Genomic DNA, 23,405 nt, shown 5'->3' on the forward strand with positions numbered 1-23,405 from the left:
CTAGCCGAGCCACTGGTGCAGGGCCCACCACGACCGGACCGTGTCGAGGACGCGGCCGCCGCTGTTCTCCGCCAGGGCCACCGGGGTCAGCTCGGCCAGCCGGTCCAGGCGGTAGCGGACCGTGTTCGGGTGCAGGTGCAGCGCGTCCGCCGTCGGGCGGAGGCGCTGGCCGTGGTCGAGGTAGGCCAAGGCCGTCGCGGCCAGTTCGCGGTGGAACGCGTTGGCCGGGTCGAGTGCGCCCAGCAGGTCCGTCGCGAGCAGGTCGCCGAGCAGCGGCTGGGCCGCCAGCGCGACTTCGCCCGCCAGGGACGGCAGGTCGTGGTGGCCCGGCCCGGCCAGCCGCGCCGCCGCCGCGCAGAGGCGGTGCACCTCCCGCAGGTCCCCCAACGCCACCGGCGGCGCGACCACCAGCAGGACGCCGTCGGCGAGCGCCACCCCGGCGGGCGGCCGGGCCGCCAAGCCGGTGAGCCTGCCCTCGACCAGCCCGTACACCCCGCCGAACTCCAGCAGCGCCTGTTCGAGCGTCCGGGCCCGCGCCGGGTCGCTGACGTCGGACACCACACAGGAGTACCGGCCTTCGGGACGCAGCCCGGCCTGCCGGAGCTCCTCGGGCGTCGGCGGGTCCCCGGCGAGCAGCAGCGTGCGCAGCAGCTGGGTCCGAGCGTCGCGCACCGTCCGTGACAGCTGGAGCTCGGCGGCGTGGTAACCCTTGACGATGTGCCGTTCCAGCGCGCCGGTGTAGCGCTCGGCGTCGAGCACGGTTTCCAGGATGACGTCGTCCGGCAGGCCCGCGGCCCGGGCGCGTTCCACGGCGAAACGGGCGGCGAGCGTGCGGCCGGCCTGGACCCCGCGCAGCAGGTCGGTGAGCGGGACACCCTGCGCGGCCCGGTCGGCACCCAGCGCCTCGGCGGTGGTGTAGTCGGCGCTGTCGGGGTTCGTGGTGGCGCGCAGCGCGGCCGAGAGCAGGAACCGGACGTGCCGCCGGTTCTCCGCCTCCGGCAGCCGCGCCACCTCGGGTGACTGGCTCCGCGCGGCCTTCACCAGCTCGTCGACGACGCTGTCGTCGGCGGCCATCGCGTCGAGCACCTGCCGGAGCAGCGGTGAGGCCGGCACGGCACCCTCCCGTTGTGGCAGGGCCACAACACCGCGGCCGCGATGTTGGGCGAGCGGCCCTACCGGAGCGGCTCCGGTGGCCGGTTATCGTGACGATACCGGACAGTAACCTCGTTTCCCCGCGAAATCCACCGCACCTCTTCAGCGTCGAAAGGTGTTCCCGTGCCCCATTCCCGCCGGAAAAGGTCGTACCTCTCCCGCCTGGCCTGCCTCACCGCGTCCGCCGCCCTGCTGGCGACCGGCGCCGCGGTGCCCGCCACCGGCGCCGCGGTGCCCGCCACCGGCGCCGCGGCGGCCCTGCGGGAGGTGATGTTCGTCGGCAACAACTGGGACGGCACGGCGGACGTCATCCAGTCCCGCGGCTCCTTCGCCCGCATCGCCCGGGTGAACATCATCCCGGACAAGGACCAGCGCCTCCAGGAGATCTACCTCAACCCGATCAAGCTCGCCTTCTTCCTCGGCATCCGCAACGGGCCCGGCGAAGGGCACGACCAGTTCGTCGACGACATGTACACCACACCGGACGGCGGTTCGGTGGTGGCGTCGCGGCCGAGCTTCGCCGACGTCGTCTCGATCAACCTGACCACCGGCCGGATCAACTGGCGCTTCCCGGTGTCGGGCTTCCGCTCCGACCACATGGCGGTGTCGCCGGACGGCCGCCGCGTCGCCGTCTCCGCGTCGACGTCCAACACCGTGCACGTGCTGGACATCGTGACCGGGCAGCAGGTCGGTTCCTTCGCCACCGGCGACAAGCCGCACGAGAACGTCTTCACCGACGGTGGCCGCTACCTCTGGAACATGTCGATCGGCGAGGTCAACACCGACCTCGACGACCCGGGCTGGGACTTCACCAAGGGGGACCGGCACATCACCGTGGTCGACGCCACGACCTTCCGCCAGGTCAAGGTGATCGACATGCGCCAGCGGCTCGACGCGTTCGGCCGCAGCGACCTCTCGGACGCCGTGCGCCCGGTCGCGTTCACCCCGGACGAGTCGAAGCTGTACTTCCAGGTGTCGTTCTTCAACGGCTTCGCGGAATACGACGTCGCCACCGACAAGATCACGCGGATCAAGGAGCTGCCGAAGAACCCGGCGACCAGCGACGACCGCAAGACCTTCGTCAACGACTCGCGCCACCACGGCATGTCGATGAACCCGGCCGGCACCAAGCTCTGCATCGCCGGGACGATGGACGACTACGCCACCGTCGTCGACCGCGCGTCCCTGCAGCAGGGCACGCTGGTGCCCGCGGTGAAGCCGTACTGGGCGACGGTCAGCGGCGACGGCAACGCGTGCATCATCTCCGAAGCCGGCGCGGACCAGGTCACCGCCATCGACTTCGCGACCGGGCAGAAGCTGGTCTCGGTGCCGGTCGGCGACCACCCGCAGCGGGTCCGCCTCGGCCACGTCCCCGAAGGCTGGACAGGCCCGGCTGCCTGAACCGGTCGTGAGTGGTAAGGCGAGTTCTAACGCGCCTTACCACTCACGACCACGCGCGCTCAGGAGACGGCGAAGGCCGCGGTCAGCCAGCCGCGGACTTCGCCGTCCACATCGGACACCGACCGCAGGCTCAGCTTGTGGCCGACCCGCGGCCCGCTCGCCCAGCTCGCCGGGGCGATGCGGGCCGTTTCGACGGGACTCGGCAGCCACAGGTACACCAGCACGTCCCGCGACCGCGGCCGCAGCTCGGCCAGCTTCCGGTCGCGCTTGAGGAACACCCCGACCTTGACGGCGTCCTCGTGGACGTCGCCCAGGGTGTGCAGGTGCCCGAGGACGGCGTCGTAGATTTCGCGCTGCCACGGCGGTTTTCCGGCGAAGGTCTCGTCGACGGTGCAGCCCGGCACGCAGGTGTGCCCCTGGCCCGTGCGCGCGAACTCGCGGTCGCAGCGCGGGCACGTCCACCGGATCGGCATGCCGTCCAGGATGGCACTCACAGTGCGGCCGGGCCGAGCGCGGGGATGGTCGCGGCCGCGTGCACCAGCTGCCGGGCCGCCTCGGCCGCGGCCTGCCGCTGCGCCGGCGGCAGCTTGTCCAGCAGCGTGCCCAGCGCGGCGTGCCGCCGTTCGAGCATGCGCGCCACGATCTCGTGCCCGGCCTCCGTCACCTCCAGTGTCACGACGCTGCGGTTGCCCGGGCTGCGGCCGCGGGCCACGTACCCGAGGGCTTGCAGCCGGTCCGCCAGCCGCGTCACCGAGGACGCGTTGACGCCCATCGCCGTCGCCAGCTGCGAGCTCGGGACCCGGCCGAGCCGGTCGAGGACCAGCAGGAGCCGCGACTGCGGGAACGACACCTCCGGCGGGGCCGCGTGCGCGCACTCCCACGCGATCCCGACCAGGACCACGGTGAGGCCGTCCAGGGCGGCCACGTCCGGGTCGGCGTCATGAAGGGGTTGCATGACGCAATACTTGCCAATCGCAAGAGCATCGGTCAAGATGGACATCCCCGGCGTTCGCCGGCGGTGTCCGGCCGGCTCGGCCGCCCCCTTCCCTTTCGTGTGCCATCGGCGTGCCTTGAAGCTGAATCCGTTGGTGTGCAAGGAAATTCCTTCGGATTTCGCTGAACCTCCGCGTGACGGCGTCCGTGTACCGCGTACCCGAACTGTCGTCAGAAGGAGGAACCATGCCGGATCACCGTGGCATGACGGGCCGCGCCAAGGCCCGGACCGCGCTGGTCGTCGTGGCCACGCTCGCCGTGGTCGGCGTGGGCTCGGTGATGGTGCTCAACGCCGGCGCCCAGACCGCGCCCGGCTCGACGCAGGCGCAGGTCCCGGCGCACGACATGGCCGGCATGCAGCCGGGCTCGGCCGCCCAGGCCGGGGCGGACGACGTGGCAGGCGCCGGCCCGGTCACCGAGCTCGACAAGACGTTCCTGGTCAAGGTCCGCCAAGCCGGGCTCTGGGAGATCCCCGCGGGCGACCTCGCGCAGACCCACGCGAGCAGCGAACAGGTGAAACGCGCCGGCCTGCACCTGCTGGACGGGCACTCGCACCTCGACCAGCTCGTCCGCGAGGACGCCAAGATGCTCGGCGTGACGCTGCCGGACCAGGCCAGCGCCGAACAGCAGGGCTGGGTCCGGCAGCTGACCGCGGCCCAGGGCCTGGAGTTCGACAAGCTGTTCGCGAACCTGCTGCGCGCGTCGCACGGCAAGATCTTCGCGACCATCGCCGAGGTCCGCGCCGGCACGCAGAACGACGTCATCCGGCGGCACGCGACGCAGGCGAACCAGACCGTGCTGGACCACATGACGGTCCTGGAGGACACCGGGCTGGTCGACGCGAAGACGATCGCCGACGTCGCCGCGGCGGTGAACCCGCCGGCGAAGTGAGGCTAACGGGCGGGCGGCACGATGCCGTACTCGTGGATCTTGCGGTAGATCGTCGCCCGTGAGATGCCCAGCAGCTTCGCCGCCCGAACCTTGTTGCCGTCGGCGTCCTCGAGGCACCGCACGATGGCGTCCCGCTCGATCGACTCGAAGCGGTTGAGCGGCCGCCGGGTCACCGCGTGGAACTCCGCCGGCAGGTCGCCGGGGCGGATGGTGCCGGCGCGGCGGCGCTGGGCCACCTTGCGCAGCACCTGGTGGAGCTGGCCGGTGTTGCCCGGCCACTCCGCCCGCATCAGCAGGTGCAGCGCCGCGGCCGAGCAGGTCAGCCGTCCGCCGTAGCCGAGCTTGCTCAGCACCAGCGGGACGAGCTCCGCGAGGTCCTCGACGTGGTGGCGCAGCGGCGGCACCCGGACCGTCCGGGGGAAGGACTTCAGCAGCTCGGCCAGCGCCGGCTCGGTTTCGGCTTCCGGCACGAGCGTGACGACCACCCACGGCGCGTCCGGGGCCTCGCGCAGCTGCCGCAACACCGCGGTCAGCGCGTCGGCGGCCGGGCGCGTCAGGCGTTCGGCGTGCCGGATCACCAGCGTGCGGACCGGGGCTTCGGCGTGTTCGCGCCGCAGCGCGTCCCAGTCCGCGGCGGGCGTCGCGTCGACGGTCAGCAGCCGGGCCGCCGGGTGGTGGCGCTGGTGCAGGCCCTTCGCCAGGGTCAGCTTGCCGGTGCCGGGCTCGCCCTCCAGCGCGACCCACTCGCCGCGCTGGTGGCCGGAGTCGAGTTCGTGCCCGCAGCGCAGCCACAGCGGCGCCGAACCGACCACGCCCGGCAGGTACATGGGCAGCATCGGCGTCGGGACGGCGAGGGTCTCTTCGGCCTCGATCAGCTTCACCGACAGCACGCCGCCCGCGGTCTCGGATTCGCGCCGGCCCGCGACGCGGCGGCAGAACACGCGCACGCGCAGCCCGCTCGACAGCGACAGCGTCGCCGGCGTCCGGCGGCCCTCCGCGACTGCTTCGGTGGCGTGGCCGAGCAGCACCGACTGGTCGGCCGGGTCGAGCAGCTGCCGCGCCCGGTCGTTCATCATCACGATGTCTTCGTTGAACGCCAGCACGATGCCCGTCCACCGGCGGCAGGTCTGCAGGTAGGCCTGGAACAGCATCATCTCCCGCAGGTCGCTGTGCCGCAGCAGGGCCTGGCGGATCTGCTCGGCCGTGGACCGCGCCAGCGCGACGAGCAGCCCGCCGGCGTCCTTGTACCAGCAGGTGAGGTCGACGGCGCCGACCTTCTTGCCGGAGATCGGGTGGTGGATCGGGACCCCGGCGCACGCCAGGTTCTCCAGGTGCTCGGCGTAGTGCTCGTGCCCGAACACCGTCGTCGCGCGGCCGTCCTCCAGCGCGGTGCCGATGCCGTTCGTCCCGACCGACTGCTCGCCGTAGCTGAACCCCGGGACGAGTTCGACGCGCTCCAGGTGCCGGGCCAGATCGGCGTCGCCGGTTCGCTGGGTGAGCACCACGCCGCCGGGGTCGGTGAGGATGAGGCTGATGGGCTGGCCCTCGAACTGCTCGCCCAGCTTGTGCAGCACCGGTTCGGCGCCGCGCATGAGCGGGATGTCGAGGTTCTGGTCGCCGAGGTAGAGCGGGTCGATCCGGTCGGCTTCGACCTGGAACTCCCGCGACCGCCGCCACGAGGCCAGGATCGTCGGCCGGACCGTGTCGGCCGGGACCGTTTCCGCGGTGAGGAACCGCACCCGGCTGCGGGCGAGCTCGTCGTCGGCGACCAGGGCCATCTCGTCCACGTGACCTCCAGTTCCCCGCGGCCCACGTGGGTGCGGGCACACCCGTTGTGCCGCGCGTCCAGGGTACGGGCGCGGCGCACGGACCGGTGTCTCAAATTGAGACGCACCCGGGCGCGCACCGGCGGTGCGATGGGGGCATGGCCGCCGAGACGTACAACCCCTGGACGATCGTCAACCTGGTCTTCACGCACCTGGCCGAGCAGGGCCTGCACCCGGAACTCGGCGCGGCGGGCCACCCCGGCGAACCCGCCGCCGAGCTGCTGCGCGCGTTCGGGATCGTTCCGACCGTCGAGGGCGACGCGCGCGTGCAGGCGGGGATCCACGACGAGCTGGCCGGGCTGCGCGCCCGCCTGCTCGACACGCCCTGAGCAGCGGTTCTGTCTCAGATTGAGACCCGCGGCGCGCGCCCGCGCCCCTTCAATGGTCAACGCAGGACGCCCCGGGCGGCGAGCTCAGGAGAGAAGGAGTTGATCCATGAGTCGCCAGAGTGTGGCGAAAGCCCACCAGAAGATCCAGGAACTGTCGTGGGAACCGGCGTACCACACCCCGGTCTCGCACTACGGCACCGACTACACCTTCCGCAAGGCCAAGAAGAAGGACCCGCTGAAGCAGGTCCTCCGCTCGTACTTCCCGATGCAGGAGGAAAAGGACCACCGGGTCTACGGCGCCGAGGACGGCGCGATCCGCGGCAACATGTTCCGCCAGGTCCAGGAACGCTGGCTGGAGTGGCAGAAGCTCTTCCTGTCGATCATCCCGCTGCCCGAAATCTCGGCCGCGCGGGCGATGCCGCTGCTGTTCCGCACCGTCCCGAACCCGGAACTGCACAACGGCCAGGCGATCCAGATGATCGACGAGGTCCGGCACTCGACGATCCAGCAGAACCTCAAGCGCCTGTACATGCAGAACTACATCGACCCGGCGGGCTTCAACTCGAGCCTGCGCAACTTCCAGAACGACTACTGCGGCACCATCGGCCGTCAGTTCGCCGAGGGCTTCATCACCGGGGACGCGATCACCGCGGCGAGCATCTACCTCACGATCGTCGCCGAGACGGCGTTCACGAACACGCTGTTCGTCGCCATGCCGGCCGAGGCCGCCGCGAACGGCGACTACCTGCTGCCGACGGTGTTCCACTCGGTCCAGTCCGACGAATCCCGCCACATCAGCAACGGCTACGCGACGCTGCTGATGGCGTTGTCGGACGAAAGCAACCACCAGCTGCTCGAACGCGACCTGCGTTACGCGTGGTGGAACAACCACGCCGTCGTCGACGCCGCGATCGGCACGTTCATCGAATACGGTACCAAGGACCGCCGCAAGGACCGCGAAAGCTACGCGGAGATGTGGCGCCGCTGGATCTACGACGACTACTACCGCTCCTACCTGGTCCCGCTGGAGAAGTACGGCCTAGTAATCCCGCACGACCTCATCGAAGAGGCGTGGAACCGGATCTGGAACAAGGGGTACGTCCACGAAGTCGCGCAGTTCTTCGCCACCGGGTGGCTCGCCAACTACTGGCGCATCGACCCGATGACCGACGAGGACTTCGAGTGGTTCGAGTACAAGTACCCGGGCTGGTACGACAAGTACGGCAAGTGGTGGGAGAACTACAACCGCCTCGCGACGCCGAACGGCCACCACCCGATCGTCGCCGAAGACGTCGGCTACGTGTACCCGCACCGCTGCTGGACCTGCATGGTGCCGTGCCTCATCCGCGAGGACATGGTGGTCGACGAAGTCGACGGCCAGCACCGGACGTACTGCTCGGAGACCTGCCGCTGGACCGACGCCGAGGCGTTCCGGCCCACCTACCAGGGCCGCAACACCCCGAACATGGGACAGCTGGTCGGCGCCCGCGAGTGGGAGACGCTCTACCACGGCTGGAACTGGGCCGACGTCGTCTCCGACATGGGCTTCGTGCGCGACGACGGCAAGACCATGGTCGCGCAGCCGCACCTGGACCTCGACCCGAAGAAGATGTGGACGCTCGACCACCTGCGCCGGATGCCCGAGGTGCAGTCGCCGAACGTGCTGCTCAACCAGATGACCGGCGAGCAGCGCGCCGCGTTCGTGGCCGACTACAACCGCCAGGGCCCGGCCGGGCGCCCGGCGCCGCAGGCCTGACACGAACCGGTCGTGAGTGGTAAGGCGGGTTAGAACCCGCCTTACCACTCACGACCCCGCACCGAGACGGGGCTGGGATGACAGCGGAAAAGCACCGCGTCCGGTTCGAGCCGGTCGGGATCGAGATCGACGTCGCCGAGGACCAGACGATCCTGCGCGCCGCCGCCGAGCAGGGCGTCATGCTCATGCACGGCTGCAAGGAAGGGCAGTGCGCGTCCTGCAAATCGTTCCTCCTCGACGGCGACGACGTCGAACACGACCGGTACTCCACCTTCGCGCTCCCCGACTTCGAAAAGGAGGAAGGCTTCACGCTGCTGTGCCGGGCCCACGCCTACGAAGACCTCACGATCGAGCTGCTCAACTACGACGAGGAGATGATCCAGTCCGGCCTGCCGATCCAGGAGGCGACGGTCGAGGTCGTCGCCAACGACCCCGTCACGCACGACCTCCGGCACCTGGTGGTGCGGCTGGACGAGGAGCTGAAGTTCTTCCCCGGCCAGTACTTGGACTTCGCGGTTCCGGGCACCGAGGAGACGCGGTCGTTCTCCATGGCCAACACCTCGGCCCGCGACGGGCTCCTGGAGTTCGTCGTCAAGATCTACCCCGACGGGCTGTTCTCCCGGTTCCTGGCCACCGGAGTCGCGGTCGGCGACCGGCTCCGGGTGACCGGCCCGTTCGGGGTGTTCACCCTCCGGGACAACCCCGGCGCGGACCTCGTCTTCGTCGGCGGCGGGGCCGGGATGGCGCCGATCCTGTCCCTGCTGCGGTCGATGGCCGAGCGCGGCATCGACCGGAAGGCAGTCTTCTACTACGGTGCTCGCCGCCGCCACGACCTCTGCTTCGAGGCCGAGCTGCGGGGACTGGAAGAAAAGTTGCCGGACTTCCGTTACGTACCAGCGCTTTCCGAGCCGGGTGACGACGACTGGACCGGCGAGACCGGCTTCGTCACCGACGTCCTGCGCCGGGCCGGCCTCGACCTGAGCGGCGCCGACGCCTACGTCTGCGGGCCGCCGCCGATGGTCGAGGCCGCACTGGAGCTGCTGCCCGCGCTCGGCGTCGACGGCAAGCGCGTCTTCTACGACAAGTTCACCACCACGGGCGAAGGGTAGGAAACCCATGACAGCCACGTCCGAACGCAGCGTGCCCAAGCCGGCGTTCACCGACGCCGAAGCGGGCGCGAAGGTCTTCCCGGACTCCACGGCCCGCCAGTACAACTACTTCACCCCGGCCAAGCGCAAGCAGAGCCACTACGAGGACGTCACCGTCGAGGTCCAGCCCGACCCGCGGCACTACCTGTCGCAGGGCTGGCTCTACGCCTTCGCCGACGGCCAGGGCGGCTACCCCCTGGAGTGGACCGCGCTGAAGGCGTGGGGCTCCGACCGGCCGCTGCCCGAACGCGGCCCGGGCTCCGGCGGCCGGGGCTACGACTGGCCGGCGCACGGCTGGCACGAGTTCCGCGACCCCAACGAGGAATGGGAGCTCACCCTCTACCGCTACAACGCGAACGTCGTCCGCCAGCTCAACCAGAACATCGACGCGGCCCGCCAGGCCAAGGCGTTCGAGCAGTGGAACCGCAACTGGGTCGACTTCGTCGCCAAGCACGTCGGCGCGTGGATGCACGTCGACCACGGCCTCGGGCTGTACCTGTTCGCCAACGCCAACCGCCGCGCCCCGACGAACATGCACAACAACGCGATCTCGGTGAACAGCATGCACCGCATCCGCGCGGCGCAGGACCTGGCCCTGTACAACCTGACGCTCACCGAGGAGATCGAGGGCTTCGACGGCACGGCTCATCTGTCCACTTGGAACGAGGACCCGGCCTGGCAGGGCGTGCGCGAGACCGCCGAGCAGCTGACCGGGATCTGGGACTGGGGCGAGGCGATCTTCGCCGCCAACGTCGTCTTCGAGCCCCTCGTCGGCGAGCTGTTCCGCAGCAACCTGGTGCAGCAGGCCGCGCCGGCCAACGGCGACTTCGTCACCCCGACGCTGATCGGCGCCGAGGAGTTCGACTTCTCCGAGCGCGACCTCCGCTACACCAAACCGCTGTACCACCTGCTGATCAACGACAAGGAGTTCGCCGACCACAACAAGGCGCTGCTGCAGAAGTGGCTCGAGGACTGGGTGCCGCGGTGCATCGCCGCCGCCCGCGCGCTGCAGCCGCTGTGGTCGCAGCCCGACGCCAAGCCGATCCGGTTCGAGGACGGTCTCGACCGCGTGAAGAGCCGGTTCGCCGGCATCCTGTCCGAATTGGGCCTCAAAGCACCGGAGGAGCTGGGCCAGTGACCATCTTCAAAACGGCGGAAAGCCCGTTCAAGGCCGACAACACCGCGTCCAACATGTGCGGGTTCACCCTGATGAACAACCAGGTCGGCGCGATCGTCGCCGAGGTCATGGGCAGCAAGGACAACGTCACGATCACGCCGCTGCCCTCGATGATCCGCGTCGACGCCGTCGGCCGCATGGACGTCGTCTACGCCGAGGTCGACGAGGCCGCCGGCGAGGAAGAAGGCTGGTTCAACGCGGCCGAGTTCGAGGAGAGCATGTCCACCCACTACGGGCGGATGATCCACGAAGACGACCGCACGATCATGTTCGCCAACCCCGAGGACGCGGCCGAGTTCCTGGACTTCGACCTCAAGCCCATTCGCTGAGAAACGGCACTCGATCCCGCTCAGGAGGATCACAAATGTACGAAAAAGACGGCGAAAAATACTTCGTGGTGGACGCCCACACCCACTTCTGGGACGCGAGCCCGGACAACTGGGTCAAGGGGCAGGAGGAATACGCCAAGGGCTGGATCGAGTGCTTCCACGCCTACCAGGGGCTCGGCCCGAAGGAGACCCACTGGCCCATCGACCGGTTCCAGAAGTACTCCGAGGAACTGATGATGCACGACCTGTTCGAGGTCGGGCACGTCGACACGGCCATCTTCCAGCCGACCAACCTGCGGCAGTGGTACAAGAACGGGTTCAACACGACCGAAGCGGACGCGGCGCTGGCCGAGAAGCACCCCGGCAAGTTCCTCGTCAACACGACCTTCGACCCGCGTGAAGGCGACGAAGGCCTGAAGGCCCTGGAGGAACGCGTCAAGCGGTACGGCTGCAAGGGCGTCAAGCTGTACACCGCCGAATGGCGCGGTGACTCGCGCGGCTGGAGCCTCAAGGACCCGGAAGCGGTGCGCTTCTTCGAGAAGTGCGAGGAGCTCGGCGTCAAGAACATCCACGTCCACAAGGGACCGACGATCTGGCCGCTCGACAAGGACGCCTTCGACGTGTCCGATGTGGACCACGTGGCGACCGGCTTCCAGGGCCTGAACTTCATCGTCGAGCACGTCGGCCTGCCGCGCATCGAAGACTTCTGCTTCATGGCCACCCAGGAGCGGAACGTCTACGCGGGGCTGGCCGTCGTGGTCGGCGGCCTGATGCACGCCCGGCCGAAGTTCTTCGCCAAGGTCATGGGCGAGCTGATGTTCTGGCTCGGCGAGGACAAGCTCATCTTCGGCGCGGACTACGCGATCTGGGAACCGAAGTGGCAGGTCGAGGGCTTCGTCGACTGGAACATGCCGTCCGACGACGAGCTGTCGGACTTCCCGCCGCTGACCGTCGACCAGAAGAAGAAGATCCTCGGGCTGAACGCCGCGCGGCTGTACGACATCGACGTCCCGGCCGAGTTGCGGCTCGCGGATCCGAAGAACGTCGAGCCCGTCGGCGTGCCGAACTCATGACCGCCGTGGTGACCGGGGTCCGCGCCGCCGTGTGGGCGGCGCTGGGCACCGTCCGGGACCCCGAACTCGACGAACCCCTCACCGACCTGGGGTTCGTGGCCCGCTGCGAGGTGAGCGCCGCGGGCCGAGCCGTCGTCCGGCTGCGGCTGCCGACGTACTTCTGCGCGCCCAACTTCGCGTTCCTGATGGTCGCGGACGCCTACGACGCCGTGGCCGGGGTGCCGGGCCTGACCGGGCTCGACATCCGGCTCGACGACCACTTCGCGTCCGACGTCATCAACCGCGGGGTGGCCGCGCGGCAGGGGTTCGTGGCCTCGTTCGACGGCGAGGCCGTCGACGAGCTGGACACCTTGCGGTTCGACTTCGTCCGCAAGGCGGTGCTGGCCGGTACCGACCGCGTCTGCCGGTCCCTGGGCCGGGACCCGGCGTCACTGACCCTCGGTGACGTCCCGCCGAGCCCCGACCTGGACCGGCTGCGGGCCCGCCGCCGCGAGCTCGGCCTGCCCGCCGAGGACGGCGACCCGCTGCTGCTCGACCCGGCAACCGGTACGACCCCAGCCGACGCGAAGCGGTATCTCGCCTTCGCGCGGTTGACCCGCACGAGCATGGAGGCCAACTCGGGCGTCTGCCGCGGCATGCTGCGCGCGCGGTACTCGCTCGGCGCAGAAGAGGAGGGCACGGGATGAAGGCCGTGCGGCTGCAGAAGTACCACCAGCACCCGGTGATCGAAGACGTCCCGGAGCCGCGCGCGACCGGACCCTTCGACGTCGTGGTCAAGATCGGCGGCGCCGGCGTGTGCCGCACCGACCTGCACATCATCGAGGAGCAGTGGGCCGAGAAGTCCGGCGTCGAGCTGCCGTACACGATCGGCCACGAGAACGCGGGCTGGGTGCACGAGGTCGGCCCGGCGGTGACGAACGTCGAGGTCGGCGACACCGTCATCCTGCACCCGACGCCGACGTGCGGGCTCTGCCACGCTTGCCGCGCGGGCGACGACATGCACTGTCCCAACGGGAGCTTCCCGGGCATCAGCAGTGACGGCGGGATGGCGGAGTACCTGCTGACGTCGGCACGGGCGTGCATCAAGCTCGACCCTGGCACGCAGCCGTCCGATGTGGCCGCTTTGGCGGACGCGGGGATCACCGCCTACCACGCGGTGCGCAAGGCCGTTCCGCACCTGTACCCGGGCACCACCTGCGTCGTCAACGGCGCGGGCGGCCTCGGGCACATCGGCATCCAGTCACTGCGCGCGCTGACCGCGGCCCGCGTGATCGTGGTCGACCGCAACGCCGACGCGCTCGAACTGGCGGCCACCCTGGGCGCCGACGAGACCGTGCTGGCCGACGGCAAGCAGGTCGAGGCCGTCCTCGACCTGACCGGCGGCAACGGCGCCGAGGTCGTCCTCGACTTCGTTGCCGAGCAGGGCGCCCAGCAGGACGCCTTCGCGATGACCCGGCGCGCGGGCTCGCACTTCGTCATCGGCTACGGCTCGAACATCGAGATCCCGACGATCGACATCATCTCCACCGAACGCAACATCATCGGCAACCTCGTGGGCACCTACAACGACCTGGCCGAGCTGATGGTGCTGGCCCAAGCCGGGAAGGTCACGCTGCACACGAAGAAGTACCCCTTGGATGCGGCGCTCGACGCGCTGGCCGACCTCGACGCCGGGCGCGTGCGCGGCCGCGCGATCCTCACCCCCTAGGAGCAGGCAGATGGCGAAGGAACTGCGGTTCGGCTCGGACGCCCGCGACCTGCTGCTGGCGGGGGTGGACAAGCTGGCCGAAGCGGTCAAGTCGACGTTGGGCCCCAAGGGGCGCAACGTCATCATCGAGAAGATCACCGGTTCGCCGGTGGTCACCAACGACGGCGTCACCATCGCGCGGGAGATCCACCTGAAGAACCAGTTCGAGAACATGGGCGCGCAGCTGGTCAAGGAAGCGGCGATCAAGACCAACGACGTCGTCGGCGACGGCACCACCACGGCCACCGTGCTGGCCCAGGCGATCGTCCGCGAAGGCATGCGTGCCATTGCGAGCGGCGGCAACCCGGTGCTCGTCAAGCGCGGCATCGACCACGCCGTCGGGCTCCTGGTGGCGCACCTGGAAAAGCAGGCCCACCCGGTGGTGTCCGAACAGGACTACGCGCGGGTCGCGGCGATCTCGGCCAACGACGACGACGCCGTCGGCGCGGTCATCGCCAAGGCGCTGCACACCGTCGGCGACGGCGGCGTGGTGACGGTCGAGGAGTCGCCGTCGATCGGGATGAGCGTCGAGTTCGTCGAAGGGTTCGAGTTCGACAACGGCTACCTTTCTCCGTACTTGGTCACCGACCCGGGCCGGCTGGAGGCGGTGCTCGACGACCCGTACATCCTGATGTGCGCGGAGAAGATCACCAAGGTGCAGCAGCTGATGCCGTTGCTGGACAAGGTGATGCGCGCGCCCCGGCCGCTGGTCGTCATCGGCGAGACGGTCGAGGGCACGGCGCTGTCCATGCTGGTGCACAACCACGTGAACGGCACCTTCCAGTCGGTGGCCGTCCGCGCACCGGGTTTCGGCGACCGGCGGCTGCACAAACTGGAGGACCTCGCGGCGATCGTCGGCGGCGCTGTCCTTTCGCGACAGTCCGGGTTCACGATGGAGACGATGACCCTGGAACACCTCGGCCGCGCCAAGCAGGTCCGCGTCACCGAGAACCGCACCACGATCGTCGGCGGCGCGGGGTCTTCGGAGGCGGTGGAGTTCCGGGTCGGGCAGTTGCGCGCGGAGCTGGAGCGCGCGCAGTTCGGCGTGGACGAGGACGTCCTGACCGAACGGATCGGCGCCCTCACCGGCAAGGTCGCCGTCGTCCGGGTCGGCGCGGCCACCCCGGCCGAGCTGAAGGAGCTGCAGCACCGGGTCGAGGACGCCCTGTCGGCGACCCGGGCGGCGATGGCCGAAGGCATCGTGGCCGGCGGGGGAGCGGCGTTGCTGCACGCCGAGAAGGCCCTGGAGGACCTGGGTCTCTCGGGTGACCAGGCCATCGGCGTCGAGATCGTGCGGCGCGCCCTGGCCGAACCGGCGTTCCTCATCGCGCACAACGCGGGCCACCCGGCGCACGAAATCGTCGCGCGCACCCGGGAACTCGGGGACGACGAAGGGTTCGACGCCCTGCACGACCGGTACGGCGACATGATCGCCCTCGGCGTCGTGGATCCGCTGCGGGTGTGCCGGTCGGCCGTGCAGAACGGGGCGTCGGTGGCGGGCCTGCTGCTCACGACGAACTCGCTGATCGCCGAGGAACAGACCCCGTGGGGCGGCAGCCCGGCCCTGATGACCGAGTTCGGGCCGCTGGACGAGGGGCTGCACCAGCCCTCGCCCGACGCGAGCACGCCGCAGTCACTCGGGATGGGCCCCTCCGTCGGCTGAGTTCCCCGGCCTGCGGAGTGCGGAGGTCTTCCCGCCGGTGTCCTGAGCCCCGGCGGGGAGACCTCCGGCTCACGGAGCCAGGCCGTGGCGGGCCAGCTCGTGCCCGGCCAGCTTCTCGATGACGTCCCGGTCGCGCTCCCGCCAGCCGGTGGCCGGTTCGCCCACCGCGGCCAGGCGGTGCAGGGGCTGCGTCGTGAGGGCGCGCAGCGCGAGCAGGTCCAGCCCTTCGTCGCCCAGTGCCCGCAGCCGGGCCGCGGCCGTGGCACGGCGGGTGTAGTGCCAGCGCAGCGGCAACCACGACACCAGGAGCGTCAGCACGGGCAGGGCGATGATGACCGCCGCCAGCCACCAGGCCAGGTTCTCGACGGCCTCGATCTGCCAGTGGCCGGCGTCCGTGAGCTTGGTCCCGACGTCCGAACCGCCGTGCAGGGCCTTGGCCAGTGCGTCCCCGACGAGCGGGAGGCCGTCGGCGGAGTTCGCCGCGGAGTCGAAGGTGCCGCGCAGGCCGGTACCGGCGTCGACCAGGCCGTCGCCGGGCGCGCGCAGCTTCATGACCTGGTCGTACACCGAGGTCCCGAGCCACACCGCGACGACGACGAGCAGCACGGCCAGTAGGTCGCTGACGAGCTGGGCGGTCCGGCGGATCGGCCGTTCGGCGTAGAGCTGCATCGGGGGCGCCTTTCGCGGTGGGGGGAGCGCGGCCACGGCAACGTACCCGGGTCCCGTCCGGGCGAACCGGGCCCGGCGATCTATGACGCCGGTCATAGTGTGTTCGCCTCGGCGGTGTGCTCTCATGGGGCTATGACGACTGTCATAGAGGTCGCGGATCGCGAGGGTGCCGCCGCCGTCGTCGCGGCCTGCTCGCCGGACAGTCTCCGGCGCCGGTTCATGATGGGCGGCCCGGCCCGGCCGGCCGAGGTTTTCCAGCGCTACCAGCGGTTCCTGCTCGCCGGCCCGCCGGACGGCGTCGCACTGCTCGCCTTCCGCGGCGGCACTCCGGTGGGGCTGCTCAACTTCGTCTCGGAGAAGCCGGGGGAGGCGGAGATCGGGATCCTGGTCGCCGACGCGTGGCAGCGGCAGGGGATCGGCAGCGCGCTGAGCCGGTGGCTGTGGGCGTCGGGACGCTGGCCGGGCTGGACCGTGCGCGTCACCGTCCAGGCCGGCAACACCGGCGCCGAGGCGCTGCTGCTGCGGCAGGGCTTCCGGCCGGTGCCGTCCTACGAGCGCGGCGAACGCGACTTCACGCTGGTCGTCCCGGACTGGGTTACCATGACGGACGTCATGAAGGAGGCAGCCGATGGCCAGGACCCCGCGCGAGCGGATGGTGCTCAGCGCCGCGCAGCTGGTGCGGATCCAGGGTGTCGGGGCGACCGGCATGCGGGACGTGGTCGCCCACGCCGAAGCGCCCAGGGGGTCCCTGCAGCACTACTTCCCGGGTGGTAAGGACCAGCTGATCGCCGAAGCCGTCACCTGGGCCGGCGACTACGCGGCCCGCCGCGTCGCGCGCGTCGCGGCGAAGATCGAGAACCCGACACCGGGAAAGCTGTTCGAGGCGATGGCGGCCCAGTGGCGCGACGAGTTCACGAGGGACGGCTTCGACGGAGGCTGCCCGCTGGTGGCCACGGTCGCCGACACGGCCGCGACGAGCGACAGCCTCCGCGAAGCGGTCGGCAAGGCGTTCGACGGCTGGCAGCGCCCGGTGGCGGCGACGCTGGAGCAGCTGGGGGTGCCGCCGGTCCGCAGTGCATCCTTGGCTGTGTTGATGCTCAGCGCGTTGGAGGGGGCGATTGTTCTGGCGCGGGCACATCAGGACGTCGCTCCGCTCGACACGGTGGTCGCGGAATTGCGGCCGTTGCTCGACGGCGCCGTGGACAAACGGCGTCGTCGAGGCTAGGGGATTTCACGCGGCGGATGTCTCTGTCATGCACCCGATCGTGTGATGAACTGGTGTTCGGGTGCTCGGTATTGTGGGGGTATGGCGGGAAACGCGATGCAGGAAGCCGAGGCGGTGGCGCTGGCCGACCGTGCCGGTGAGCTGCTCGCGACCATGCGGGCTGCGGAGGCTTCGCTGGGTGCGCTGCTGGTGGAAATCGAGCAGCGCGGGGTGCGGGAACTGTTCGGGTACCGCTCGGTTGCCCGTTTGCTGGAGCAGCTCGCCGATGTGCCGAAGGCGGCGGCGGAACGGATGGTGAAACGGGCCCGGGCGCTCAACCCCGGCCGCAATCTCGACGGCAGCGCGATTCCTGCACTAGCCCCTGCGACCGGTTTCGCGGCCCTGGCCGGTCGCTTGAGCAACCCGATGATCGACGTGATCGTGGCTGCCCTGACCGATATCCCGCCCGAGCATCGCGACGGCGCCGAGGCCCGTCTGCTTTCCTTCGCCGGGGAGGCGGGGCACCGGCAGGTCGCCGCCCTCGGGGCGCGGATTCTGGCTCATCTCGACCCCGGCGGTCCCGCACCGGAGGATTCCGAACCTGCCGTTCCGGCTCGGGAGTTGTCGTTGCGGCGGAGAGGATCCGGGATGTGGGAGCTGCACGGCCGGTTCGACGACGAGACCGGCATGCGCGCGAGCGCCCTCCTGGATGCCCTGGCCCAGCGCCGCCCCACCGACGACGGCGGGCCCGACCTTCGCACCCCGCAGGAGCGTTACGGCGATGCCTTCTCCGATGCGGTCGATCTGGCGGTGAACTCCCCGGACCTGCCGATGCAGGCCGGGGAACGCGCCCACGTGATGGTCGCGGTGTCGTTGCAGGACCTGAAAACCGGGGTCGGGCAGGCAACCTTGGGCGATACCGGCCGCATGTCGGCGGCGGAGGCGCGGATCCACGCCTGCGACAGCATGATCATCCCCGCGGTGCTGGGCGAGAAGAGCGAACCCCTTGACCTGGGCCGCCTCCGCAGGCTGATCTCGGCCGGGCTGCGCCGCGCCCTGTACCTGCGCGACCGTGGGTGCGCGTTCCCGGGCTGCCATCGTCCACCGCGTCGCTCGGGGTGGGAGGTCCGCATCGCCGCCGACGGGTTCCCGGAGTTCCTGCCACCCCGCTTCCTGGACAAACAGCGAAAACCCAGGCGTAACAACCTGCACCGACCGCTGCCCTTCGCAGCATGAAGGTGGACAGGCCCGCAGCCCCACGGCTACGGGCCCATCACCCACACCCGCAGCGCCCCGAAACGGGCGGCGGAACTCTTCCGCGGGCTCACTGGCGCCCTCTTCGCCTCCATCGCGCCTGGGAGCTGGCGGCAGAACCTCCCGCGACCGCACGTTTCGCCGCCGACCCGAGGCGGCCCACGCGATCTGCCCAGCCGGACCGGCCGGAACCCGGGCATTGCCTCACCGGCAGCGAGCGGTCATCCCGCCCGGCCCGAACCCGGCCGAAATCCCCCCAAGCCTGCGGGCGCGCGCGAGCCGCCCCACCTCGTCACCCGTTCGAGCGACAACCCTCCCTTGCCCAACCAGTCCCCGGGATCGTGGTCTTTCGGGCATCCGGGTGGCGGTGCCGACGCGGGCCGCTGCTGCACTGCTACTGTTCGTCAGGGAACTTGCTTGAAGGCTTGACGAAAAGGATCCGGCGAGGGGAAATGGCGGAGCGGTTCGAGTTCGTCCTCGAGGTCTTCGAAGCCCTCGTTGTCGGCCGGGCGACCGGGGGCGATGTGCAGCGTTACCCCCTTCGGGCCGGTCACCTGCCCAGTGATCCCGTGCGGTTCGTGCGGGTGGCCCGGCAGGTCTACGACGCCCTGGAAGAACGGCGGCTTTCCGTCTCCGGTGAACTCCACCCCGGGGTGCGGACCGCCTTCGAGCTGCTCGCCGAGCCTCGCGTGTCGGTGGCCGTCAGCGGGATCGACGGGCTCGGGGCCGATGTGGCCGTTCTCGTCGTCACCGACGGGGCGCAGGCGCTCGGGATCACCCAGGCGCCCGATACCGATGACCTGCTGTTCTCGCTCTTCGCCGACGAGGACCTCGTCGAGGTCGTCACCGGGGTGCTGCCGCCGGCCCCCGCCGCCACCACCGGGCGGCACGTCGTGCACCGGGCGGCCGGGCGGGAGGTTTCGGCCATGACCGCCAAGCGGATCGCCGAGGCCGAATTCGACGAAGAAGAGACCGATGCCTTCGGGATGATCGAGGTCAAGGCCGTCGTGCGGCCCGGGCGGCGGCCGCCGGCTCCGAAATCCTCCGATGTCGCCGTGCTCGAACGGGTGCTGGCCGAACCCCGGCTCGGGGGCGGGCACATCGCCGTCACCGCGCAGGGGCGGCGGGGGGAGCGGCTGGCCGGTGAGCCGCTGAGCTGGCTCGACACCGCCGACGGGCGGTACCTCGTGCACACCCGGACCGGTGACTCCGGGGAGCTGACCGCCGAATACGTGCCGGCCGGGCGGGCCGATCTCGCGCGGGCCATCCGCGACGCGATCGCGGCTGTCTACTGATCGGGGAGGACCAGATGACGACGGAAGAGACCGCGGCGACGGTCCAGGCTGTCCAGGCCACCATGCAGCTCCAATCCGCCACGACCCCCGAGACGAAGGCCGTGGCCGCGCTCCGGGTCGGGCTCGCCGGGGCGCAGCTGAAGCGGCTCGCCCAGACCGGTGGCTTCGCCATCGACGACACCACCGGCAACCAGCTGATCGAGGCGCTCGAAGGCGTGCTCGAGTCCCTCGAAGCCCGGTGGGCCGCGCTGCAGCGGCTGCACGACGCCCCGGCGATGAGCCGGACCGCCACCGGGCAGTGGGTCTCCGCGCACATGGTCAGCACCGCCGCCGACGAAAACGGGCTGGTCACCCAGCTGCAGGCCGCGCGGCAGGAGTTCCCGACCTACATCGAAGCCATCAAGCTGGCGAAGCAGAACTACAAGTCCCGGGAAGAGACGACGCAGAAGACGTTGACCTCGCTCCCGGCCGCCGACCAGAGCTGAGGGAGACCGTGGCACCCACCGCCGAGTCCGTCTCGGACCCGTCGTCGCCGGACTACGACCCGCGCAGTCCGCTCTACGACGTGACCGCCGATTCGTCGTCGAAGTACTACGTCGGGCCGCTGACCACGGACAAGTCGCCGTCGGGCGACGAGATCCGCGAGATGGCCACCAGGCAGGTCGACGACGAGATCCGGCGCGGCTGGCTCGGCCCGGTCGTCGACCCCGTGCTGCGCGACAAGAAGATCCAGGAGCTCTACCAGCAGCACCTCGACGACGCCAAGCACGGCCTCGACGAGGGCCTCACCATGCGCGAAACCGGCGGGGCGCCGCGCACCCTGTGGAACAACGCCAGCCACGAACAGATGAACGAAGCCATCACGCAGGACGCCAACCCGGCGACCGTCGCGGAAACTTCGGAAGAATGGGTGCGGGTCGGCAACGACCTCGGCACCCACCAGAAAACCCTCGCCGACGCGATCAACGCCAGCACCAGCAACTGGCAGGGCGGCGCCGGCGACGCCGTCCGCGAGCACCTCGCCGGCGTCGGCAAGTGGCTGGGCGCGACCGCGCAGGGCGCCACCCTCGCCGGCCGGCAGCAGGAAATCCACTCCCAGGCGCTCAACGAGACCCAGCGGCAGATGGTCGCCAACCCGCCGGTGCAGTTCGACCTCCAGTCGACCAACCAGCGCCTGATGTCGATGACCGACCCGGTGCAGTACGCGGCCGCCGCGGGCGAAGCCATGCAGACCTACCGGGCGCAGCAGGCCGCGCGGGAGCACGCCGCGCAGATCATGACCCAGTACGACGAGACCATCGGCGGCGCGGTCGCCACCCCGCGGTTCCCGGCCCCGCCGAAGCTGCCGACCGCCACAGCGACCAGGCAGAGCGTGGCCGCGGGCGGGGGCGCCGGAGCGGGCAGTGACGCGCAGCCGCTGCTGGCGCGGACCGCGATGGACGGCGTGACGCCGCGGACCCCCGCCGGCGTCAACGCGGCGGGCCTGGACGGCAGCGGCGGCGCGGGTGGCGCCGGAGCCGGCGGTGCGGGCATCCCCGGTGTCCCCGGCGACGGCACGGGTGGCTCCGGCGGAGGCTCCGGCTTTTCCGGCAGCGGCATCCCGGGCGGCGGCAGTGGCATCCCGGGGGGTGGCTCCGGCTTCTCCGGCGCCGGCATCCCCGGCGGTGGCAGCGGCGCGGGCGGCTCCGGCGGCGCGGGCTTCACCCCGCCGAACTTCGACGCCCCCGGCGGCCCCTCCGGCGGCAACTTCAGCGGTGCCGGCATCCCCGGCTCGTCGCTGCCGCACTTCGACGACTCGACGACGTCGTCCGGCTTCACGCCCTCGGGCATCCCGGGCGGCGGCGGGACCGGCGGCAGCGGGTACACCCCGCCGTCGATCCCGAACATCCCCGACGTTTCCGGCGGGGGCGGCGGCAGCGTCCGCGGCGGCAGCCCGATCCCGGGCTTCACCCCGCCCGGCATCGACCCGATCACCGGCCTGCCCACCGGCACCGGCCCCGGCGGCATCCCGGGCGGCGGGACCGGCAAGATGCCGACCATCGGGCGCCTCGGCGGGATCAACGGCGAAAGCATCGCGAGCCGCCTCGGCGGTATCGGCGGCGGCGGTGGGGCCGGGGGCGGGTCCCTCGGCGGCATCGGCGGCGGTGCCGGTGGTGGTGCGGCCGGTGGCGGCGTGCGCGGCACGGGCGCGGGCAACCTCAGCGGTGGTGCCGCCTCCGGCGCGGCCGCGGAAGCCGAAGCGGCGGCGGCGCGCAACGCGATGTCGGGGCGTGGCGCGGCCGGTGCGGCCGGGTCCCCGGGCATGGGCGGCATGGGTGCCGGGGCCCGCGGCGGCAAGAAGGACGACGACAAGGAACACAAGTCGGCCGACTACCTCGAGAGCGACGACCCGAACTTCTTCGCCGGGGAACAGGTCGTGGCGCCGCCGGTGATCGGCGACTGGAAGAACCAGGATTGGAAGTGAGCGCATGACGGGCGCCGGCTTCGAGGTCGAACCGGACGACTTGGTCGCGCACGCGAGTCACGTCGAGGGCCTGATCGACCGGCTCACCACGGCCTCGCAGGCGGCCGACTCGGCGATGTCCGACCACGCCTACGGGCTGCTCTGCGCGTTCCTCCCGCCGATCATCCGGCCGACGAACGAGAAGGCGAAGGAGTCGCTGACGGCGTCGGCCGAAGGCGTGCGCGGGCTGGCCGACAACGTCCGGACGGCCGCGCAGTCCTACCGCGAGGGCGAAGAGGGCAACGCGCAGCCGTTCGAACGTCAGCTCGCGGCGTCGTCGCCGCGCGCGGTGGAAGCGAGGACAAACGCATGACCGGCCCGAACGGCCTGGGGGACCTGATCCAGGACCCCGACGAGACGATCCGCCGGATGGACGATTGGGCGGCCGGGTTCGCGGCGAAGGCGCAGCGGTACCAGGCGGCGCAGGAGCAGACCGAGCGGCTGCGGCTCACCGCGACCAGTTCCGACGGCGCGGTCAGCGTCACCGTCGGCGCGGACGGCACCGTCACGGACCTCACGTTCTCGAACAAGGTCAAGTCGTTCCCCCTCGAAGAGCTGTCGCGGCAGATCCTGACGACGATGCGGCGCGCGCAGGCCGGCATCGCCGACAAGGTCGCCGGGGTGATGGCCGAGCAGCTCGGCGACGAGGACCGCGAGACCCGCGGTGCGCTGCTGGACAACCTGCGCGGCCGCTTCCCGAACCCGGACGAACCGGACGAGCAGCCGCCCGCACCGCCGGCCCCGCAGCCGCCCACCCCGTCCGGTGGCGCTGCGACGCCGCCGCCCGTCCCCGGCGCCCCGCAGCCGCCGCGGCGGCCTGCCGCTCCTGACGACGAGGACAACAATCCGTGGTGAATCCGCTGATCGCGGACACGAAGGATTCCACGAAGGCGTATTCGGGGATTTCGCTGCTGGAGTCGGCGAACGATCTGAAGTCGGCCATCGAGAGCGGTGATTGGGCGTCGGTCGCGATGGGGGCGGTCGGGACGGCGCTG

At 70.8% G+C, this 23,405-nt stretch carries 24 protein-coding genes; 19 read left to right on the forward strand and 5 right to left on the reverse strand.

Translation table 11 applies throughout. The annotated features are described in order from the left end of the window. A complete protein-coding gene (locus OO60_RS26760) occupies positions 1–1,113 on the reverse strand; it encodes an RsbRD N-terminal domain-containing protein (RefSeq protein ID WP_033262312.1) in 1,113 nt (370 codons plus the stop codon). A gap of 162 nt (positions 1,114–1,275) precedes the next feature. On the opposite strand from OO60_RS26760, the gene OO60_RS26765 reads away from it, so the two are divergent. Continuing rightward, positions 1,276–2,553: a YncE family protein gene (locus OO60_RS26765; RefSeq protein WP_033262313.1), complete on the forward strand. Its 1,278-nt coding sequence runs from the start codon at positions 1,276–1,278 to the stop codon at positions 2,551–2,553. 59 nt (positions 2,554–2,612) lie between these two features. Here the strand turns inward: OO60_RS26765 and OO60_RS26770 are convergent, their stop codons facing one another. After that, positions 2,613–3,026, reverse strand: a complete 414-nt coding sequence (locus tag OO60_RS26770; RefSeq protein ID WP_244885583.1) for a DUF5655 domain-containing protein — start codon at positions 3,024–3,026, stop codon at positions 2,613–2,615. Between the two features lie 17 nt (positions 3,027–3,043). Continuing rightward, positions 3,044–3,508 carry a MarR family winged helix-turn-helix transcriptional regulator gene (locus OO60_RS26775; protein WP_033262315.1) on the reverse strand — a complete coding sequence of 155 codons (465 nt, stop codon included), beginning with the start codon at positions 3,506–3,508 and terminating at the stop codon, positions 3,044–3,046. A 224-nt stretch (positions 3,509–3,732) separates the two neighbouring features. Here OO60_RS26775 and OO60_RS26780 point away from each other — a divergent pair, with 224 nt between their 5' ends. Beyond that, complete coding sequence (locus OO60_RS26780; RefSeq protein WP_051767774.1) at positions 3,733–4,437, forward strand: DUF4142 domain-containing protein; 705 nt, start codon at positions 3,733–3,735, stop codon at positions 4,435–4,437. Between the two features lie 2 nt (positions 4,438–4,439). On the opposite strand, the gene OO60_RS26785 is transcribed toward OO60_RS26780, so the two are convergent. Beyond that, a complete protein-coding gene (locus tag OO60_RS26785; RefSeq protein ID WP_004559307.1) occupies positions 4,440–6,224 on the reverse strand; it encodes a sigma-54-dependent Fis family transcriptional regulator in 1,785 nt (594 codons plus the stop codon). 137 nt (positions 6,225–6,361) lie between these two features. Here OO60_RS26785 and OO60_RS26790 point away from each other — a divergent pair, with 137 nt between their 5' ends. The 9 genes from OO60_RS26790 (at position 6,362) to groL (ending at position 15,485) form a co-directional block, all read left to right on the forward strand. Beyond that, entirely contained in the window at positions 6,362–6,592 is a 231-nt protein-coding gene (locus tag OO60_RS26790) for a hypothetical protein (protein WP_004559306.1), read from the forward strand. Positions 6,593–6,698: 106 nt separating this feature from the next. Continuing rightward, on the forward strand, positions 6,699–8,348 hold the full coding sequence (locus OO60_RS26795; protein ID WP_081656023.1) for a ferritin family protein: 1,650 nt from the start codon (positions 6,699–6,701) through the stop codon (positions 8,346–8,348). Between the two features lie 77 nt (positions 8,349–8,425). Next, on the forward strand, positions 8,426–9,457 hold the full coding sequence (locus OO60_RS26800; protein ID WP_004559304.1) for an NADH:ubiquinone reductase (Na(+)-transporting) subunit F: 1,032 nt from the start codon (positions 8,426–8,428) through the stop codon (positions 9,455–9,457). Positions 9,458–9,464: 7 nt separating this feature from the next. After that, complete coding sequence (locus OO60_RS26805) at positions 9,465–10,634, forward strand: ferritin family protein (protein ID WP_004559303.1); 1,170 nt, start codon at positions 9,465–9,467, stop codon at positions 10,632–10,634. After that, the gene (mimD, locus tag OO60_RS26810) at positions 10,631–11,002 is read left to right on the forward strand and encodes a propane 2-monooxygenase effector subunit MimD (protein ID WP_004559302.1); all 372 of its coding nucleotides are present in this window, start codon (positions 10,631–10,633) and stop codon (positions 11,000–11,002) included. Before OO60_RS26805 ends, mimD begins: the two co-directional genes overlap by 4 nt. A 35-nt stretch (positions 11,003–11,037) precedes the next feature. Next, entirely contained in the window at positions 11,038–12,075 is a 1,038-nt protein-coding gene (locus tag OO60_RS26815; RefSeq protein ID WP_004559301.1) for an amidohydrolase family protein, read from the forward strand. Then, entirely contained in the window at positions 12,072–12,761 is a 690-nt protein-coding gene (locus tag OO60_RS26820; protein WP_004559300.1) for an iron-sulfur cluster assembly protein, read from the forward strand. The genes OO60_RS26815 and OO60_RS26820 overlap by 4 nt, the downstream gene beginning before the upstream one ends. Continuing rightward, positions 12,758–13,783, forward strand: a complete 1,026-nt coding sequence (locus OO60_RS26825) for an NAD(P)-dependent alcohol dehydrogenase (protein WP_004559299.1) — start codon at positions 12,758–12,760, stop codon at positions 13,781–13,783. The genes OO60_RS26820 and OO60_RS26825 overlap by 4 nt, the downstream gene beginning before the upstream one ends. 10 nt (positions 13,784–13,793) lie before the next feature. Further along, positions 13,794–15,485 carry a chaperonin GroEL gene (gene groL / locus OO60_RS26830; RefSeq protein WP_033262316.1) on the forward strand — a complete coding sequence of 564 codons (1,692 nt, stop codon included), beginning with the start codon at positions 13,794–13,796 and terminating at the stop codon, positions 15,483–15,485. Between the two features lie 69 nt (positions 15,486–15,554). Here groL and OO60_RS26835 read toward each other — a convergent pair whose 3' ends face one another. Continuing rightward, a complete protein-coding gene (locus OO60_RS26835; RefSeq protein ID WP_004559298.1) occupies positions 15,555–16,154 on the reverse strand; it encodes a hypothetical protein in 600 nt (199 codons plus the stop codon). Positions 16,155–16,286: 132 nt separating this feature from the next. Here OO60_RS26835 and OO60_RS45945 point away from each other — a divergent pair, with 132 nt between their 5' ends. From OO60_RS45945 to OO60_RS26875, 8 genes are all read left to right on the forward strand, one after another. Then, positions 16,287–16,928, forward strand: coding sequence for a GNAT family N-acetyltransferase (locus tag OO60_RS45945; protein ID WP_004559297.1), 642 nt, complete (start codon positions 16,287–16,289; stop codon positions 16,926–16,928). Beyond that, complete coding sequence (locus OO60_RS26845; RefSeq protein WP_004559296.1) at positions 16,861–17,379, forward strand: LmrA/YxaF family transcription factor; 519 nt, start codon at positions 16,861–16,863, stop codon at positions 17,377–17,379. Before OO60_RS45945 ends, OO60_RS26845 begins: the two co-directional genes overlap by 68 nt. A gap of 81 nt (positions 17,380–17,460) precedes the next feature. Further along, positions 17,461–18,594, forward strand: coding sequence for a DUF222 domain-containing protein (locus OO60_RS26850; RefSeq protein ID WP_033262318.1), 1,134 nt, complete (start codon positions 17,461–17,463; stop codon positions 18,592–18,594). Between the two features lie 470 nt (positions 18,595–19,064). Continuing rightward, positions 19,065–19,907 carry an ESX secretion-associated protein EspG gene (locus tag OO60_RS26855; RefSeq protein WP_004559294.1) on the forward strand — a complete coding sequence of 281 codons (843 nt, stop codon included), beginning with the start codon at positions 19,065–19,067 and terminating at the stop codon, positions 19,905–19,907. A gap of 14 nt (positions 19,908–19,921) precedes the next feature. After that, a complete protein-coding gene (locus tag OO60_RS26860; protein WP_004559293.1) occupies positions 19,922–20,392 on the forward strand; it encodes a hypothetical protein in 471 nt (156 codons plus the stop codon). An 8-nt stretch (positions 20,393–20,400) separates the two neighbouring features. Beyond that, a complete protein-coding gene (locus OO60_RS26865; RefSeq protein WP_033262319.1) occupies positions 20,401–22,371 on the forward strand; it encodes a hypothetical protein in 1,971 nt (656 codons plus the stop codon). 4 nt (positions 22,372–22,375) lie between these two features. Continuing rightward, entirely contained in the window at positions 22,376–22,723 is a 348-nt protein-coding gene (locus tag OO60_RS26870) for a type VII secretion target (protein ID WP_033262320.1), read from the forward strand. Further along, the gene (locus OO60_RS26875) at positions 22,720–23,265 is read left to right on the forward strand and encodes a YbaB/EbfC family nucleoid-associated protein (RefSeq protein ID WP_033262321.1); all 546 of its coding nucleotides are present in this window, start codon (positions 22,720–22,722) and stop codon (positions 23,263–23,265) included. The genes OO60_RS26870 and OO60_RS26875 overlap by 4 nt, the downstream gene beginning before the upstream one ends. The last annotated feature ends 140 nt before the right edge of the window (positions 23,266–23,405 follow it).

The organism is Amycolatopsis vancoresmycina (genome assembly GCF_000716785.1).
In the GTDB taxonomy this organism is placed as follows: Bacteria; Actinomycetota; Actinomycetes; order Mycobacteriales; family Pseudonocardiaceae; genus Amycolatopsis; species Amycolatopsis vancoresmycina.